The following is a 14,890-nucleotide window of genomic DNA, read 5'->3' as shown; positions in this document are numbered from 1 at the left end:
CACCAATAGCCGTAGAAGAAGGACTAAGGTTTGCGATCCGAGAAGGTGGCCGAACCGTAGGGGCTGGCGTTGTTGCTGATATTCACGAGTAAATCCTGGAGAAATGATATGAAAGGCCAGGCAACGCCTGGTCTTTCATTTTGAAAAAACAAAGAACACAAGAGAAGATAATCTGGATTGTTGACAGCAGATGATTAATATGGTATATTCTACCAGTTAAAGGGTTGAATGCCAGAAAAAAGGCATAAGCATAGATAAGTTTTTCAGGACAGGGAAAGCAAGTAGGGAGGTGTGAAAGAATGAGAGTGAAAGTGACATTGGCTTGCACTGAGTGTAAAAGAAGAAATTATCATACGATGAAAAACAAGAAAAATGATCCAGATCGAATGGAACTAAAAAAATACTGTAAATTTGACAGGTGCCACACCTTACACCGAGAAACAAAGTAATACCGGTGTAACCAAGAAATACGAAAAGGATGTGATGTGTGATGGCAACTCAGACAACAGCGACTGAAAAGAAACCACAGTCAATGGGAAAATACTTTAAAAGCTCAAAGGCTGAACTGAAGAAAGTTCATTGGCCGACACGGCCAGAACTCAAAAACCATACGGCCGTTGTAGTAGTTGTATGTGCAATTGCCACTGTCATTCTATGGCTGCTGGACACTGTCTTTGGTTTTGGGCTGAATCTGATTATTTGATTACAGAACAAAAAAACAGCGGTTAAGGGTGAAAAGGAGGGAACAGGTCATCACGTGTGATGCCTGGTATATATGACTGATGAAGCGAGATGGTATGTAGTACACACCTACTCTGGCCATGAGAATAAAGTGAAAGTTAATATTGAAAAGATGGTTGAGAGTCGCAGCATGGAAGATGTAGTTTTGGAAGTGAAGGTTCCCATGGAAGAAAAAGTGGAGATAAAAAATGGGAAAAAGAAAATAAAAGAATCTAAGTTGTATCCGGGATATGTAATCGTCAAGATGGTGATGACGGATGAATCCTGGTATTTAGTGCGCAACACACGAGGCGTAACGGGGTTTGTAGGCCCTAGTTCAAAGCCTGTCCCCTTGACGGAACAAGAAATTAGAAATATGGGTGTCGAAGTAGCGCGGCAGGAAATCAACTTCAAAGAAGGGGATTCGGTTCGTGTTGTTAGTGGACCATTCGAGAGCTTTATAGGCAGTATTGTGAAAATAAATATGGATAAGCAAACTTTCAAAGTTCTTATTAATATGTTTGGTAGGGAAACACCGGTGGAACTTGAGTTTCATCAAGTGGAATCCTTATAAAGTGCCCGTTGAACTAGGGGCAATATTATTTTTGTAAGGAGGTGGAAAAATGGCGAAAAAAGTAGTCGGTCAGATAAAACTTCAAATTCCTGCAGGGAAAGCAACACCAGCACCACCAGTAGGGCCAGCTCTTGGTCAGCATGGTGTTAATATTATGGGGTTCTGTAAAGAATTTAACGCAAAAACAGCTGAGCAGGCTGGGTTGATTATACCGGTTATTATTACGGTTTATGCGGACAGATCCTTTACGTTTATCACAAAAACACCACCAGCAGCTGTATTGATCAAAAAAGCAGTAGGGCTAGATAAAGCCTCTGGTGAACCGAACAAGAACAAAGTTGGCAAAATTAAAAAAGCACAACTTAAGGAAATTGCAGAGCTGAAGATGCCTGACCTAAATGCAGCGGATGTAGAAAGTGCAATGAACATGATTGCTGGCACAGCGAGAAGTATGGGGATTGAAGTAGAAGAATAGTTAAGAAGTGGGAGACTTTGATGTCGCTAAAACCACAAGGAGGTAAAGAATATGCCAAAAAGAGGAAAAAAATATCAAGACGCTATCAAGGCGCTGGATAAAAGTAAGATGTATGACATTAATGAAGCGGTTAGTCTGCTAAAAAGCCTGCCAACAGCAAACTTCGACGAAACAGTTGAGTTGCATGCTAAACTAGGTGTAGACTCAAGACATGCAGATCAACAGGTTCGTGGAGCGGTGGTTTTACCCCATGGTACAGGTAAGACTAAAAAAGTATTGGTGTTTGCAAAAGGTGATAAAGCAACAGAGGCTGAAAAAGCCGGTGCTGATTTTGTAGGTGCTGAAGACATGGTGGAGAAAATCCAAAAAGAAAATTGGTTTGATTTTGATGTTGTGGTTGCCACACCCGACATGATGGGTGTTGTTGGACGCTTGGGCCGTGTGTTAGGGCCAAAAGGCCTCATGCCAAACCCAAAATCTGGCACCGTGACTTTTGAAATAGAAAATGCCGTGGAAGAAATCAAAGCTGGTAAAGTGGAGTATCGTCTGGACAAAACGAATATACTACATGTCCCTGTAGGGAAAAAATCCTTTGATGAAGAAAAGCTTCAGGAAAACCTGAAGGCACTTCTGGATGCAGTAGTAAGAGCGAAACCCTCTGCTTCAAAAGGGCAGTATCTTAAAAGTATTACCCTAACCAGCACGATGAGCCCCGGTATTAGAATAAACCCAACAAAAGTAATGTAAAAGATAAACCTAAAACTGGATATTATGCCGTAGACCGCAGGGACAAAAAATGTTTAAAAAACCTGCCGAGGCTTTTTCGAAATAGAGAAAAAGGCCTTCGTCTGCACTGGATGACAAAGGCTTTTGTTTCGTTAAAGCAGGAATGAATCAAAAAAGGAGGTGTATCTCATGTCGAAAGCAATAGAGAGAAAGAAAGCGGTTGTTGAAGAAATTGCACGAAAGTTAAATGATTCAGCATCTGCAATCCTGTACGATTATCGTGGCCTGACGGTGGAAGAAGTAACGGAATTAAGAAGCAAGTTTCGTGAGGCGGGTATAGACTATAAAGTGTATAAAAATACGCTTGTAAGCCGAGCGGCGGAAATGGCAGGCATGGATGAACTGAAAGAAGTGCTGACAGGACCCAATGCCATAGCATTTAGCTATGAGGATCCGGTAAGTGCTGCGAAAATCGGAAGTGAATTTGCAAAAGAACATAAAAACCTTGAGTTGAAAGCCGGTATTGTAGAAGGTGAATTCTTCAACGAAGAACAAGTGAAAGAATTGGCTTCCATCCCATCAAGAGAAGTTCTTGTTGCGAAACTTCTTGGAAGCATTAAATCGCCGGTGGCTAACTTTGCTTATCTATTACAGGCGATTGCGGACAAACAAGAAGAAGCTAGTTAGAGTAGTGCGAACGAAAAACAAGTATAATAATGAAGAATATATTATGGAGGTGTCGTAAATGACAATTGAGCAAATTATCGAAGCGATTGAAAATATGAAAGTAACTGAATTAAACGAGCTAGTTAAGGCGGCGGAAGAGAAATTTGGAGTTTCTGCAAGTGCGCCGGTAATGGTAGGAGGACCTGCGGCAGCTGGTGGGGCTGCTGAAGAAGAGAAGACAGACTTTGATGTTGTTCTTGAAAGTGCTGGATCTTCAAAAATTGGTGTCATCAAAGTAGTGCGTGAAATTACAGGTCTTGGCCTTAAAGAAGCAAAAGCCCTTGTTGATGAAGCACCGAAACCAATTAAAGAAGGCGTAGAGAAAGAAGAGGCAGAAAGTATTAAAGCTAAGCTGGAAGAAGCTGGAGCAACGATAGAACTTAAATAAAGATGCCTTTGATACACTGACCCAGAAAGCCCCTCTTACCCATAATGGAAATAGAGGGGCTTTTTATACACGATAATTATATTGACAGAAACTACTTGGTTATGATAATATTATACATTGCATAAAACAGTATTTTGAACCAAGAATTACTGAATACCCTATTAAATGATAATTCCGTATACAGCGATAAAGACAACCTGTCTGATGTGTATAAAACGGGATTTTTCATTTCAGATATATATCCATCATGAACTGATAAGGAGTGAATCCCAGCATGCCTCATCCTGTCAAAATTGGCAACAAAGAGCGTATGAGTTATTCAAGAATTGAAGAGGTTCTTGAAGTTCCGAGTTTGATCGAAATTCAAAAGGAATCTTATCGTTGGTTTTTGGACGAAGGTCTTGGAGAAGTATTTGGCGATATTTCCCCTATTGAAGATTACACCGGTAACTTAATCTTAGAGTTTGTTGATTACAAGTTAGAAGAAGAACCTAAATACAGCGTTGCAGAATCAAAAGAAAGAGACATGACTTACTCATCTCCTATAAAGGTGAAAGTTCGACTTATTAATAAAGAGACGGGAGAAGTAAAAGAACAAGAAGTGTTCATGGGTGATTTTCCTCTCATGACAGACACAGGTACCTTTATCATTAATGGTGCTGAAAGAGTTATCGTGAGTCAATTGGTACGCTCTCCGGGCGTTTACTACAACTCGGAATATGACAAATCAGGTAATGAGCTTTTTTCATCAACATTGATACCAAACAGAGGAGCTTGGCTAGAGTATGAAACAGACTCCAACGGTGTTGTATCCGTGCGAATTGATCGTACTAGAAAGCAACCTATTACAATTCTCTTAAGAGCTTTGGGCTATTCGAGAGATCAACAAATCATTGACTTGCTTGGTGAAGATGAACGATTGCTAGCATCTTTGGAAAAAGACAACACAGCCAACCAAGAAGAAGCATTGCTGGAAATCTATAAAAAACTAAGACCGGGTGAACCGCCAACAGTTGAAAGCGCCACCTCTCTTTTGCATTCCTTGTTTTTTGATCCTAAGCGATATGATTTAGCGAAAGTGGGTCGCTATAAGTTTAATAAAAAACTATCTATTTCGAGCCGTATTATGTATCGTAAGGCTGCCGAAAACATCATCGATCCAAAAACGGGTGAAGTCTTGGTAGAGACGGAACAAAAAATCACACGTCGAATGGCAGAAAAAATCCAAAACACTGGGATTAATGAGGTATCTGTTTTTTCGGATGAAAATCAACCAATCAAAGTAATTGGAAATCAGTTTGTGGATATACGCGAGTATGTTAACCCTAAAACTTCAAAACTGAAAGTAAAGAAATTGGCCTACTACCCTGTTTTGAAGGAAATACTAGAAAAACACGATGACGAAAAAGCCATATGTGAGGCAATTAATGAACGATATCGGGAACTGGAACCAAAACATATTCTGGTATCTGATATCATTGCATCTATTAGCTATATTTTCAATATGGCTCATGAAATTGGCCATGTAGATGACATCGACCACTTGGGCAACAGACGTTTAAGATCCGTTGGTGAACTGCTGCAAAACCAGTTTCGAATAGGGTTATCACGTATGGAGAGAGTTGTTAAAGAAAGAATGACCATTCAGGATGTTGATTTAGTAACACCACAAGCGTTGATTAATATTCGACCGGTTGTTGCTTCTATTAAAGAGTTTTTTGGAAGTTCTCAGCTATCTCAGTTTATGGATCAAACAAACCCACTGGCAGAATTAACTCATAAGAGAAGACTTTCCGCTCTTGGGCCTGGAGGACTTTCCAGAGAACGTGCCGGATTTGAAGTGAGAGATGTGCACCACTCACACTACGGTAGAATGTGTCCTATCGAAACTCCTGAGGGACCCAATATTGGTCTTATTAACTCCTTAAGTACCTATGCACGAGTGAATGAATATGGATTTATTGAAGTGCCTTATCGAAAAATAATCCAAGAAGAAGGCAGGGTTACAGAAGATGTCGAGTACCTGACGGCCGACGAAGAGGATTTGGTAACCATAGCTCAAGCGAATGAACCTTTAGATGAAGAAGGTCACTTTATCAACAAGCGAGTTGCCTCTCGGACGCTTGATGGGGCTATTGATGTAGTGCCAAGAGAAGAAGCGGATTATATGGATGTATCGCCAAAACAAATTGTTTCAGTGGCAACGGCGATGATACCTTTCTTGGAAAACGATGACGCTAACCGGGCTCTTATGGGCTCTAACATGCAACGTCAGGCAGTTCCGTTACTACGCGCCGAAGCGCCTATTATTGGGACAGGAATGGAATACAAAGCGGCATTGGATTCAGGCGTTGTTGTGTTAGCGAAAAACGCTGGTGTGGTTGATCGGGTTACGGGAACGGAAATAGTTATTCAAAGAAATGACAATGCTCAGAAGGATCACTATAAATTATTGAAGTTCAAACGATCAAATCAAGGTACTTGTGTTAACCAAAAACCTATTGTGAGCAAAGGGCAGCAAATATCCGCTGGTGAAGTTATTGCTGATGGTCCTTCGACCCATAAAGGGGAAATAGCGCTTGGGAAAAATTGCCTTATTGGGTTTATGGCTTGGGAAGGTTATAACTACGAAGATGCTATCTTGATCAATGAACGACTAGTTAAAGATGATGTGATGACATCGATTCATATCGAAGAGTATGAAGCGGATGCGAGAGATACAAAGCTAGGACCTGAAGAAATAACCAGAGATATTCCTAATGTAGGAGAGGACTCTTTAAAAGACTTGGATGAGCGGGGGATCATTCGAATAGGAGCAGAAGTTCAGTCAGGTGATATTTTAGTAGGAAAAGTGACTCCGAAAGGAGAAACAGAATTAACGGCTGAAGAAAGACTGCTAAGAGCCATTTTTGGAGAAAAAGCTCGAGAAGTGAGAGACACCTCTTTGAAAGTTCCTCACGGTGAATCGGGTATTGTTGTAGATGTGAAAGTGTTTACGAGAGAAAATGGAGATGAACTTTCACCAGGTGTGAATGAACTTGTTCGAGTCTACATTGCTAAGAAACGAAAGATAAACGTTGGAGATAAAGTGGCAGGTAGACATGGAAACAAGGGGGTTATCTCCAGAATACTTCCAGAAGAAGATATGCCATTCTTAGAAGATGGAACGCCATTAGACGTTGTGTTGAACCCTCTGGGCGTGCCTTCCAGAATGAACATTGGGCAGGTGTTGGAAGTTCATCTTGGAATGGCAGCGAAGGCTTTGGGTTGGGAAGTAGCAACACCGGTCTTTGACGGGGCGGACGAACATGATGTTATGGATGCTCTAGGAGAAGCAGGATATCCGAAGTCTGGTAAAATTCAGCTGATTGACGGACGAACTGGCGAACTATTTGACAACCCTGTAACCGTAGGGTATATGTATATGTTAAAACTACATCATTTGGTAGATGATAAAATACATGCGAGAAGTACTGGACCATACTCTTTAGTTACGCAACAACCTTTGGGTGGAAAAGCTCAATTTGGTGGACAGCGTTTTGGAGAAATGGAAGTTTGGGCCCTCGAAGCCTATGGAGCCTCTCATACACTTCAGGAGATATTGACTGTGAAATCAGACGATGTTATTGGAAGGGTAAAGACATATGAGTGTATCGTAAAAGGAGAAACCATTCCGGAACCAGGTGTACCAGAATCCTTCAAGGTTCTGATCAAAGAACTGCAGAGTCTTGCCTTAAACATCCAAGTATTGACAGATGATAATGCAGAAGTCGAGTTGAAAGAAGCAGGAGTAGAGGAGACAATAGAAGCTAATATGGATGAAGTTATTCTTGCTCCGCCGATAGAAGCGGAAAAACATCCTGAAAATACGATGGATCAAGAAATGGAAAATGCAGAGAATCATGATGTATATGACGCAGAGGAGTTGGGAACTTCGATGCTTTCCATTACTTCCGAAGAAAGCGCTCCGGATACAGAGGAGTCAGATGGAAATTTTGTGGATGAAGAAGAAAATTGATGCCTGGCATCAGGAAAAGATTGACCTGTGAAAAACCGGAAAGGGGAGAAGCTCCTTGTTTGAATTAAATAATTTTAAGTCGATCCGAATCTCGCTGGCTGCACCAGACAAAATTCGTCAATGGTCCAGAGGTGAAGTGAAAAAGCCGGAAACCATCAATTACCGTACATTAAAACCTGAAAAAGAAGGATTGTTTTGTGAAAAAATATTCGGACCTACAAAAGACTGGGAATGTCATTGTGGTAAATATAAGCGAGTAAGGTATAAAGGCATTATTTGTGATCGTTGCGGTGTCGAAGTTACAAAGTCGAAGGTTCGTAGGGATCGGATGGGTCATATAGAACTGGCAGCACCTGTTTCTCATATTTGGTACTTCAAAGGAATTCCCAGCAGAATGGGCCTTTTGTTAGATATGTCTCCCAGATCATTGGAAAAGGTTCTGTACTTCGCCGCCTACGTGGTGACGGACGCTGGAGAAAGCCATTTAACCCATAAACAAATATTAACAGAAAAAGAATTTGCGGAAGCGATGGAACACGCTAGAAAAACGGGTAATTATTTCAAAGCTTCAATGGGTGCGGAGGCAATTAAAGTACTTTTAAGCCAAATTGATTTAGAAGAATTAAATGAAGAGCTAAGGCAAAGACTTGCGGATAGTTCGGGTCAAAAAAGAGTAAGAACCATTAGACGCCTGGAAGTAGTGGATGCGTTTCGCAAATCAGGCAACGATCCTGAATGGATGATAATGGATGTTGTTCCGGTCATTCCTCCAGATTTAAGACCGATGGTTCAACTGGATGGCGGAAGGTTTGCAACTTCGGATCTAAATGATCTGTATCGGCGAGTGATTAACAGGAATAATAGATTGAAGCGATTACTGGACTTAGGTGCTCCGGATATTATTGTTCGTAATGAAAAGAGGATGCTGCAAGAGTCAGTTGATGCGCTGATAGATAATGGACGAAGAGGAAAACCGGTAACAGGACCGGGGAATAGACCCTTGAAATCCTTATCCGATATGTTGAAGGGAAAACAGGGACGATTCCGGCAAAACTTGCTAGGAAAGCGAGTTGACTACTCAGGGAGATCGGTTATCGTTGTAGGACCTGAACTGGCATTTCATCAGTGCGGACTTCCGAAAAAAATGGCATTAGAACTGTTTAAGCCGTTTGTAATGAAAAATTTGGTTGCTCAAGGCCATGCACATAATATTAAAAGCGCTAAGCGAATGGTAGAAAAAGTGCGACCTGAGGTATGGGATGTCTTGGAAGAAGTTATAAAAAACCATCCGGTACTTTTGAATAGAGCGCCTACCTTGCATCGCCTTGGGATTCAAGCTTTTGAGCCGATTTTAGTGGAAGGGAAAGCTATTAAATTGCATCCTTTAGTGTGTACAGCCTATAATGCTGACTTTGATGGAGATCAAATGGCCGTTCACGTTCCGCTTTCTGATTCAGCACAGGAAGAGGCGAGAAACTTAATGCTTTCTCCCAATAATATCCTCGCACCTAAAGATGGACAACCGATCACCACGCCAACCCAGGATATGGTACTGGGGACATATTACCTAACGGTTGAAATTCCAGACAGTCAGGGAGAAGGGATGTATTTCAAGGATTACGAAGAAATGCTGATGGCATACTACACTGGCAAGGTGAATCTTCATGCAAGAGTTAAGGTTCGATTTAAGCAAGATAGCGGACAAGAAAACCACACAGTAGAGAGTACAGTTGGTAGGTTTATCTTCAACGAAAGTATACCTCAAGATTTAGGGTTTGTTGATCGGAACAAAGATCCTCACGGACTTGAAATTGACTTTGTTTGCGATAAAAAGGCCTTGGGACGAATCATATCAAAGTGTTTCAGAAAACACGGAAACTATGCTACGGCAAAAATGCTGGACTATATTAAGTTTATGGGATTCAAATACTCTACCAAAGGTGCGATCACCATAGCTGTTTCAGATATGGAAGTACCGAAGGAAAAAGCTGAACTTATTAAAGAAGCTGAAGAAAGAGTAGACCAATATGAAAAAGTCTTCAGGAGAGGTCTGATCTCTGACGACGAACGCTATGAAAAGGTTATGAATGTTTGGGAAGAAACTACGGGCAAAGTTACTGATGCGCTTATGGAAGGTTTAGACACCATGAACAACGTCTTCATTATGGCACAATCTGGTGCCCGTGGAAGCAAAAACCAGATTCGACAGCTGGGAGGTATGCGTGGTCTCATGTCCAATGCCAGTGGACATACAGTAGAAGTTCCGATTAAATCAAACTTCCGAGAAGGTCTAACCGTACTGGAATACTTTATATCAACTCATGGTGCCAGAAAAGGGTTGGCAGATACAGCCCTCAGAACAGCAGATTCTGGATACTTGACTAGAAGGCTGGTTGATGTCAGTCAGGATGTTATTATAAGAGAAGATGATTGTGGTACAGATGAGGGCATTACGGTTGAAGCGTTTAAGGACGGAAAAGAGATAATAGAAGAGCTGTACGACAGACTTGTTGGAAGGTATTTGCTTGAAGATGCCATCGACACAAAAACCGGTGCTGTCATCCTTGAAAGAGGAAAAATGGTACTGGAAGAAGATGCAGAAGCCATGATAGAAGCAGGTATTGAAAAAATTAAAATCCGATCAATTCTTAACTGCAAGACAAAGCACGGAATATGTAAAGTTTGTTACGGGAGAAATCTAGCAACCGGAAAACAGGTAGAGGTGGGGGAAGCGGTAGGAATTATTGCCGCCCAATCTATTGGAGAACCGGGAACTCAACTGACCATGAGGACATTCCATACTGGCGGAGTAGCCGGAGCTGATATCACACAAGGTCTTCCGAGGGTTGAGGAGCTTTTTGAAGCGAGAAAACCTAAAGGATTGGCTATTATAAGTGAGATTGATGGTTCTGTTACGGTACAAGAGAATAAAAAGAAACGAGAAGTCTTTGTTAGGAATGGAGAAGAAGAGAAAGAATACGAAATTCCTTACGGTTCAAGGATTAAAGTTCGTGATGGACAATGGATTGAAGCGGCTGATGAAATCACCGAAGGATCTGTTAATCCTCATGATATCCTAAAAATAAAAGGCGTAATCGGTGTACAGAACTACATTATTAAAGAAGTTCAAAGGGTATATCGATTACAAGGGGTAGATATTAACGATAAGCACATAGAAGTAATTGTGCGTCAGATGTTATCCAAAACAAAAATAGAGGAAGATCCGCAGGCTGCTATGCTTCCTGGAGCTTTAGAAAGTATATACACAATAGACGAAATGAATGCTTTGCGCGAAAAAGAAGGAACAGAGGAAGTAAAGGGGAGAAGGGTGTTGCTGGGAATCACAAAAGCCTCTTTAGCGACAGAATCCTTCTTGTCTGCAGCATCTTTCCAGGAAACGACGAGAGTGCTTACGGAAGCGGCTATCAAAGGGAAAGAGGATTTCCTGATAGGATTAAAAGAAAATGTTATTATAGGAAAGCTGATTCCAGCAGGTACAGGGATGAAAAAATACAAAAACATTGCTCTGGATATGGAAAATGATGTTGGAGCGATAGAACAATTAGCAGAACCAGAATTAGCTGTAGCGGATGAATAATATATTGACACAACATTTCACAGGTGGTAGAATACTAAAGTGTGTTTAAAATATTATGTTGAAACAAATAGTAAAGAACTCGCCGAACACTTCTGTGCTTGGCGAGTAAGCCTCTTAACTGAAAGGGAGGATGAATCGTGTTGGAGGAACTTCAGCATGAGAAAATCATCATTGGGATAAAACAAGTTTCACGAAGCATTCGTGAAGGAGATCAAATTCTTAAGATTTATTTAGCTCAAGACGCTGATAGCAGCATACTAGAAAAAATTGACACCTTGGCAAAGCAGCACTCAATAGAAATTGTTCCTGTAGATAGTCGGAAAAAACTAGGCAGGAACTGTGGGATTGATGTGGGAGCAACCGTTGTTGCGGTTCAAAAATAGATAAACCCATTCAAACAGTTTAAGGAGGTGAAAATGAATGCCAACGATTAATCAGCTGGTTAGAAAAGGCCGAAAAGTAGAGCAGGAAAAATCTGACTCTCCTGCATTGCTAAAAGGATTTAACTCTCTTCAGAGAAAATCAACAAACATTAGTGCTCCACAAAAACGTGGCGTATGTGTTTCTGTAAAAACAGTAACGCCTAAAAAACCAAACTCAGCTCTTAGAAAAGTAGCTAGAGTTCGTCTGACAAACCAAATAGAGGTATCCGCCTATATCCCAGGTTCAGGTCATAACCTGCAGGAGCATAGTGTAGTCCTTATTCGTGGAGGTAGAGTAAAAGACCTTCCAGGGGTAAGATACCATGTTGTCAGAGGATCCCTTGATACAGCAGGTGTTGCTGACAGAATGCAAGGTAGATCCAAATATGGAGCGAAACGTCCAAAGAAAAAATAATGCGTAAAGCGTTTTAGCATAAATTTATTTTTGCTCGAACGCACAACGGCATCAAAAATGATGTCGAGTACCGATGAATCTCTTAAATGGATAAGGAGGGAAGTAAAGTGCCGAGAAAAGGAAGTGCACCCAAAAGGGTGGCATTGCCGGACCCGATATACGGAAGCAAAGTCGTTACAAAGCTTATCAACAGCATTATGTTAGATGGCAAAAAAGGAACGGCTCAGAAAATTGTATATGGTGCCTTTGAAAATATCAAAGAAACTACCGGTGAAGACCCAACAGAAGTATTTGAAAAAGCAATGAACAACATTATGCCTGTGCTGGAAGTTAAGGCTAGACGTGTAGGTGGTGCAAACTACCAGGTTCCAGTAGAAGTTAGACCAGAAAGAAGACAAACCTTGGGAATAAGATGGTTAGCAAAATACACCAAGGCTAGAAGTGAAAAGACAATGAAAGAAAGACTTGCGAAAGAAATCATGGATGCTGCTAACAATATGGGCGGAGCCGTTAAGAAGAAAGAAGATACACATAAAATGGCAGAAGCAAACAAAGCATTTGCCCACTATCGCTGGTAAAATCTTTAATGCCGGATAGTAACCTTGGAAGGAGGATCACAGTGCCAAGGCAGATCACATTGGAAAAAACAAGAAATATTGGAATTATGGCTCATATTGATGCGGGAAAAACCACGACGACAGAACGAATTCTGTACTATGCGGGCCGCATTCGAAAGCTTGGCGAAACACATGATGGTGCATCGCAGATGGATTGGATGGAGCAGGAAAAAGAAAGAGGAATCACCATTACATCAGCCGCTACCACTTGTGAATGGCAAGATCATAGAATAAATATTATAGATACACCAGGACACGTTGATTTTACGGTGGAAGTCGAAAGATCTCTAAGGGTTTTGGATGGTGCTGTGGCTGTATTTTGTGCAAAAGGTGGAGTAGAACCACAATCAGAAACGGTATGGCGACAAGCGGATAAATACAAAGTGCCAAGGATGGCGTTTGTTAACAAAATGGATATTATGGGTGCTGACTTTTATCACGCGGTTGATATGATGAAAGAGAGACTAAATGCTAATGCAATACCAATACAATTACCCATAGGAAAAGAAGCGGACTTTGAAGGTATTGTTGATTTAGTTAAAATGAAAGCAACGATTTACGAAGATGATTTAGGGAAAAAAACAAGAATCGAAGAAATTCCAGAAGATATGAAAGCGAAAGCTGATGAATATCGGGAGCAATTGCTGGAAGCCGTAGCAGAAACAGACGAAGAATTGATGATGAAATATCTTGAAGGTGAATCCCTGACAGAAGAAGAAATCATGAAAGGTCTTCGAGCTGGAACCGTAACTACTAAAATTACACCAGTGCTATGTGGTTCTTCCTATAAAAACAGAGGGGTTCCAATATTACTTGATTATATTGTTGAACTTATGCCTTCGCCTCTTGATGTAGAATCCATACAAGGGATGTCTGTTGACGGTGAAGCTGAAATCGAGCGTCATGCAGATGACGATGAACCCTTTGCGGCGTTAGCCTTCAAAATAATGTCAGATCCATACGTGGGAAAACTAGCCTTCTTCAGAGTTTATTCAGGTGTTTTGAAATCTGGTTCTTATGTATACAACCCTATCAAGGGTAAAAGAGAAAGAGTAGGACGGATTCTTCAAATGCATGCAAACTCCAGAGAAGAAGTTGATGAAGTGTATGCAGGAGATATCGCTGCTGCTGTTGGGCTTAAAGATACCAGTACTGGTGATACTTTATGCGATGTAGATAATCAAGTTATCTTGGAGTCGATGGAGTTTCCGGAGCCGGTAATCTCAGTTGCTATTGAACCAAAGACAAAAGCGGGTCAGGACAAAATGGGGATTGCTCTTCAAAAATTAGCAGAAGAAGATCCCACATTCCGAACCTACACGGACCATGAAACAGGCCAAACCATTATTGAAGGAATGGGCGAGCTACATCTTGAGATTATTGTTGATAGAATGCTACGTGAATTCAAAGTGGAAGCGAATGTAGGCAAGCCACAGGTATCCTACAAAGAAACGATTACGGAAGAAATAGAAGTGGAAACAAAATATGCTCGTCAATCTGGTGGTAAAGGGCAATATGGACATGTTAAAATTAGAATGTCACCACAGGAACCGGGCTTTGGTTATGAATTTGAAAACAAAATTGTTGGAGGAGCTATCCCTAAAGAATATATCCCAGCTGTTGATCAAGGTATTCAGGAAAGCAAAAGAAATGGTGTTATGGCTGGATACGAGGTTGTGGATTTCAAAGTTGTACTTTATGATGGTTCCTACCATGAAGTGGATTCATCCGAAATGGCGTTTAAGATAGCTGGATCCATGGCATTCAAGGATGCGATGAAAAAAGCAAAGCCAGTACTTCTGGAACCATATATGCGGGTAGAGGTTGTGACACCGGAAGAGTACATGGGCGACGTCATTGGTGATATCAACTCAAGAAGAGGAAAAATCGAAGGTATGGACCCTCGACCAGGTGGAGTTCAGGTTATCAGAAGCTTTGTGCCTCTCTCTGAGATGTTTGGATATGCAACAGATTTGCGTTCGAAATCTCAAGGTCGTGCAAACTACTCCATGCATTTTGATCATTTTGAGCAAGTACCTACCAGCATTGCGGAAAAAATAATGAAACCATAGGGAGTAATGATGAGTAGGAACAATTACTAACTATATGATTAGGAGGAAAGAAAATGGCAAAGGAAAAATTTGAAAGAAGTAAAACACACGTAAACATAGGAACAATAGGGCACGTAGACCATGGTAAAACTACGTTAAC

At 41.1% G+C, this 14,890-nt stretch carries 15 protein-coding genes and 1 other annotated feature; all 15 genes read left to right on the top strand.

The features are described 5' to 3' along the window. Positions 1-92, top strand: a 92-nt coding sequence (locus tag BLV55_RS14240) for an EF-Tu C-terminal domain-related protein (protein WP_330386636.1), incomplete at its 5' end; no start/stop codon positions are given. A gap of 207 nt (positions 93-299) precedes the next feature. Then, complete coding sequence (gene rpmG, locus BLV55_RS14235) at positions 300-449, top strand: 50S ribosomal protein L33 (protein WP_093315629.1); 150 nt, start codon at positions 300-302, stop codon at positions 447-449. A gap of 41 nt (positions 450-490) precedes the next feature. Then, on the top strand, positions 491-703 hold the full coding sequence (gene secE / locus BLV55_RS14230) for a preprotein translocase subunit SecE (protein ID WP_093315627.1): 213 nt from the start codon (positions 491-493) through the stop codon (positions 701-703). 72 nt (positions 704-775) lie between these two features. Next, positions 776-1,294, top strand: a complete 519-nt coding sequence (nusG, locus tag BLV55_RS14225) for a transcription termination/antitermination protein NusG (RefSeq protein WP_093315625.1) — start codon at positions 776-778, stop codon at positions 1,292-1,294. Positions 1,295-1,343: 49 nt separating this feature from the next. Beyond that, complete coding sequence (rplK, locus tag BLV55_RS14220) at positions 1,344-1,769, top strand: 50S ribosomal protein L11 (RefSeq protein WP_093315623.1); 426 nt, start codon at positions 1,344-1,346, stop codon at positions 1,767-1,769. Positions 1,770-1,820: 51 nt separating this feature from the next. After that, positions 1,821-2,516 carry a 50S ribosomal protein L1 gene (gene rplA, locus BLV55_RS14215; protein WP_093315621.1) on the top strand — a complete coding sequence of 232 codons (696 nt, stop codon included), beginning with the start codon at positions 1,821-1,823 and terminating at the stop codon, positions 2,514-2,516. A 9-nt stretch (positions 2,517-2,525) separates the two neighbouring features. Beyond that, positions 2,526-2,652, top strand: a sequence feature (ribosomal protein L10 leader region). A 32-nt stretch (positions 2,653-2,684) separates the two neighbouring features. Continuing rightward, entirely contained in the window at positions 2,685-3,182 is a 498-nt protein-coding gene (gene rplJ / locus BLV55_RS14210) for a 50S ribosomal protein L10 (RefSeq protein ID WP_093315620.1), read from the top strand. Between the two features lie 58 nt (positions 3,183-3,240). Beyond that, positions 3,241-3,609 (top strand): 50S ribosomal protein L7/L12, encoded by a 369-nt coding sequence (rplL, locus tag BLV55_RS14205; RefSeq protein WP_093315618.1) that lies wholly within the window; start codon positions 3,241-3,243, stop codon positions 3,607-3,609. A 274-nt stretch (positions 3,610-3,883) separates the two neighbouring features. Further along, positions 3,884-7,627, top strand: coding sequence for a DNA-directed RNA polymerase subunit beta (gene rpoB, locus BLV55_RS14200; protein ID WP_093315616.1), 3,744 nt, complete (start codon positions 3,884-3,886; stop codon positions 7,625-7,627). Between the two features lie 55 nt (positions 7,628-7,682). Then, positions 7,683-11,225: a DNA-directed RNA polymerase subunit beta' gene (gene rpoC, locus BLV55_RS14195; protein WP_093315615.1), complete on the top strand. Its 3,543-nt coding sequence runs from the start codon at positions 7,683-7,685 to the stop codon at positions 11,223-11,225. A gap of 137 nt (positions 11,226-11,362) precedes the next feature. Then, positions 11,363-11,608, top strand: a complete 246-nt coding sequence (locus BLV55_RS14190; protein ID WP_093315613.1) for a ribosomal L7Ae/L30e/S12e/Gadd45 family protein — start codon at positions 11,363-11,365, stop codon at positions 11,606-11,608. Between the two features lie 37 nt (positions 11,609-11,645). After that, entirely contained in the window at positions 11,646-12,062 is a 417-nt protein-coding gene (rpsL, locus tag BLV55_RS14185; RefSeq protein ID WP_093315611.1) for a 30S ribosomal protein S12, read from the top strand. 107 nt (positions 12,063-12,169) lie between these two features. Further along, positions 12,170-12,640 (top strand): 30S ribosomal protein S7, encoded by a 471-nt coding sequence (gene rpsG, locus BLV55_RS14180; RefSeq protein WP_093315610.1) that lies wholly within the window; start codon positions 12,170-12,172, stop codon positions 12,638-12,640. 86 nt (positions 12,641-12,726) lie between these two features. Beyond that, positions 12,727-14,751, top strand: a complete 2,025-nt coding sequence (gene fusA / locus BLV55_RS14175; protein ID WP_408645587.1) for an elongation factor G — start codon at positions 12,727-12,729, stop codon at positions 14,749-14,751. Positions 14,752-14,804: 53 nt separating this feature from the next. Continuing rightward, the coding region (locus BLV55_RS14825; RefSeq protein WP_242870140.1) for a GTP-binding protein at positions 14,805-14,890 on the top strand (86 nt) is incomplete at its 3' end.

Source organism: Tindallia californiensis (assembly GCF_900107405.1).
In the GTDB taxonomy this organism is placed as follows: Bacteria; Bacillota; Clostridia; order Peptostreptococcales; family Tindalliaceae; genus Tindallia; species Tindallia californiensis.
This window is presented reverse-complemented; position numbering and strand designations above follow the sequence as displayed.

Excerpts from the sequence above, each read along its gene's own strand:
- rpmG (WP_093315629.1), top strand. The coding sequence starts at position 300 with ATGAGAGTGAAAGTGACATTGGCTTGCACTGAGTGTAAAAGAAGAAAT.
- secE (WP_093315627.1), top strand. The coding sequence starts at position 491 with ATGGCAACTCAGACAACAGCGACTGAAAAGAAACCACAGTCAATGGGA.
- nusG (WP_093315625.1), top strand. The coding sequence starts at position 776 with ATGACTGATGAAGCGAGATGGTATGTAGTACACACCTACTCTGGCCAT.
- rplK (WP_093315623.1), top strand. The coding sequence starts at position 1,344 with ATGGCGAAAAAAGTAGTCGGTCAGATAAAACTTCAAATTCCTGCAGGG.
- rplA (WP_093315621.1), top strand. The coding sequence starts at position 1,821 with ATGCCAAAAAGAGGAAAAAAATATCAAGACGCTATCAAGGCGCTGGAT.
- rplJ (WP_093315620.1), top strand. The coding sequence starts at position 2,685 with ATGTCGAAAGCAATAGAGAGAAAGAAAGCGGTTGTTGAAGAAATTGCA.
- rplL (WP_093315618.1), top strand. The coding sequence starts at position 3,241 with ATGACAATTGAGCAAATTATCGAAGCGATTGAAAATATGAAAGTAACT.
- rpoB (WP_093315616.1), top strand. The coding sequence starts at position 3,884 with ATGCCTCATCCTGTCAAAATTGGCAACAAAGAGCGTATGAGTTATTCA.
- rpsL (WP_093315611.1), top strand. The coding sequence starts at position 11,646 with ATGCCAACGATTAATCAGCTGGTTAGAAAAGGCCGAAAAGTAGAGCAG.
- fusA (WP_408645587.1), top strand. The coding sequence starts at position 12,727 with ATGGCTCATATTGATGCGGGAAAAACCACGACGACAGAACGAATTCTG.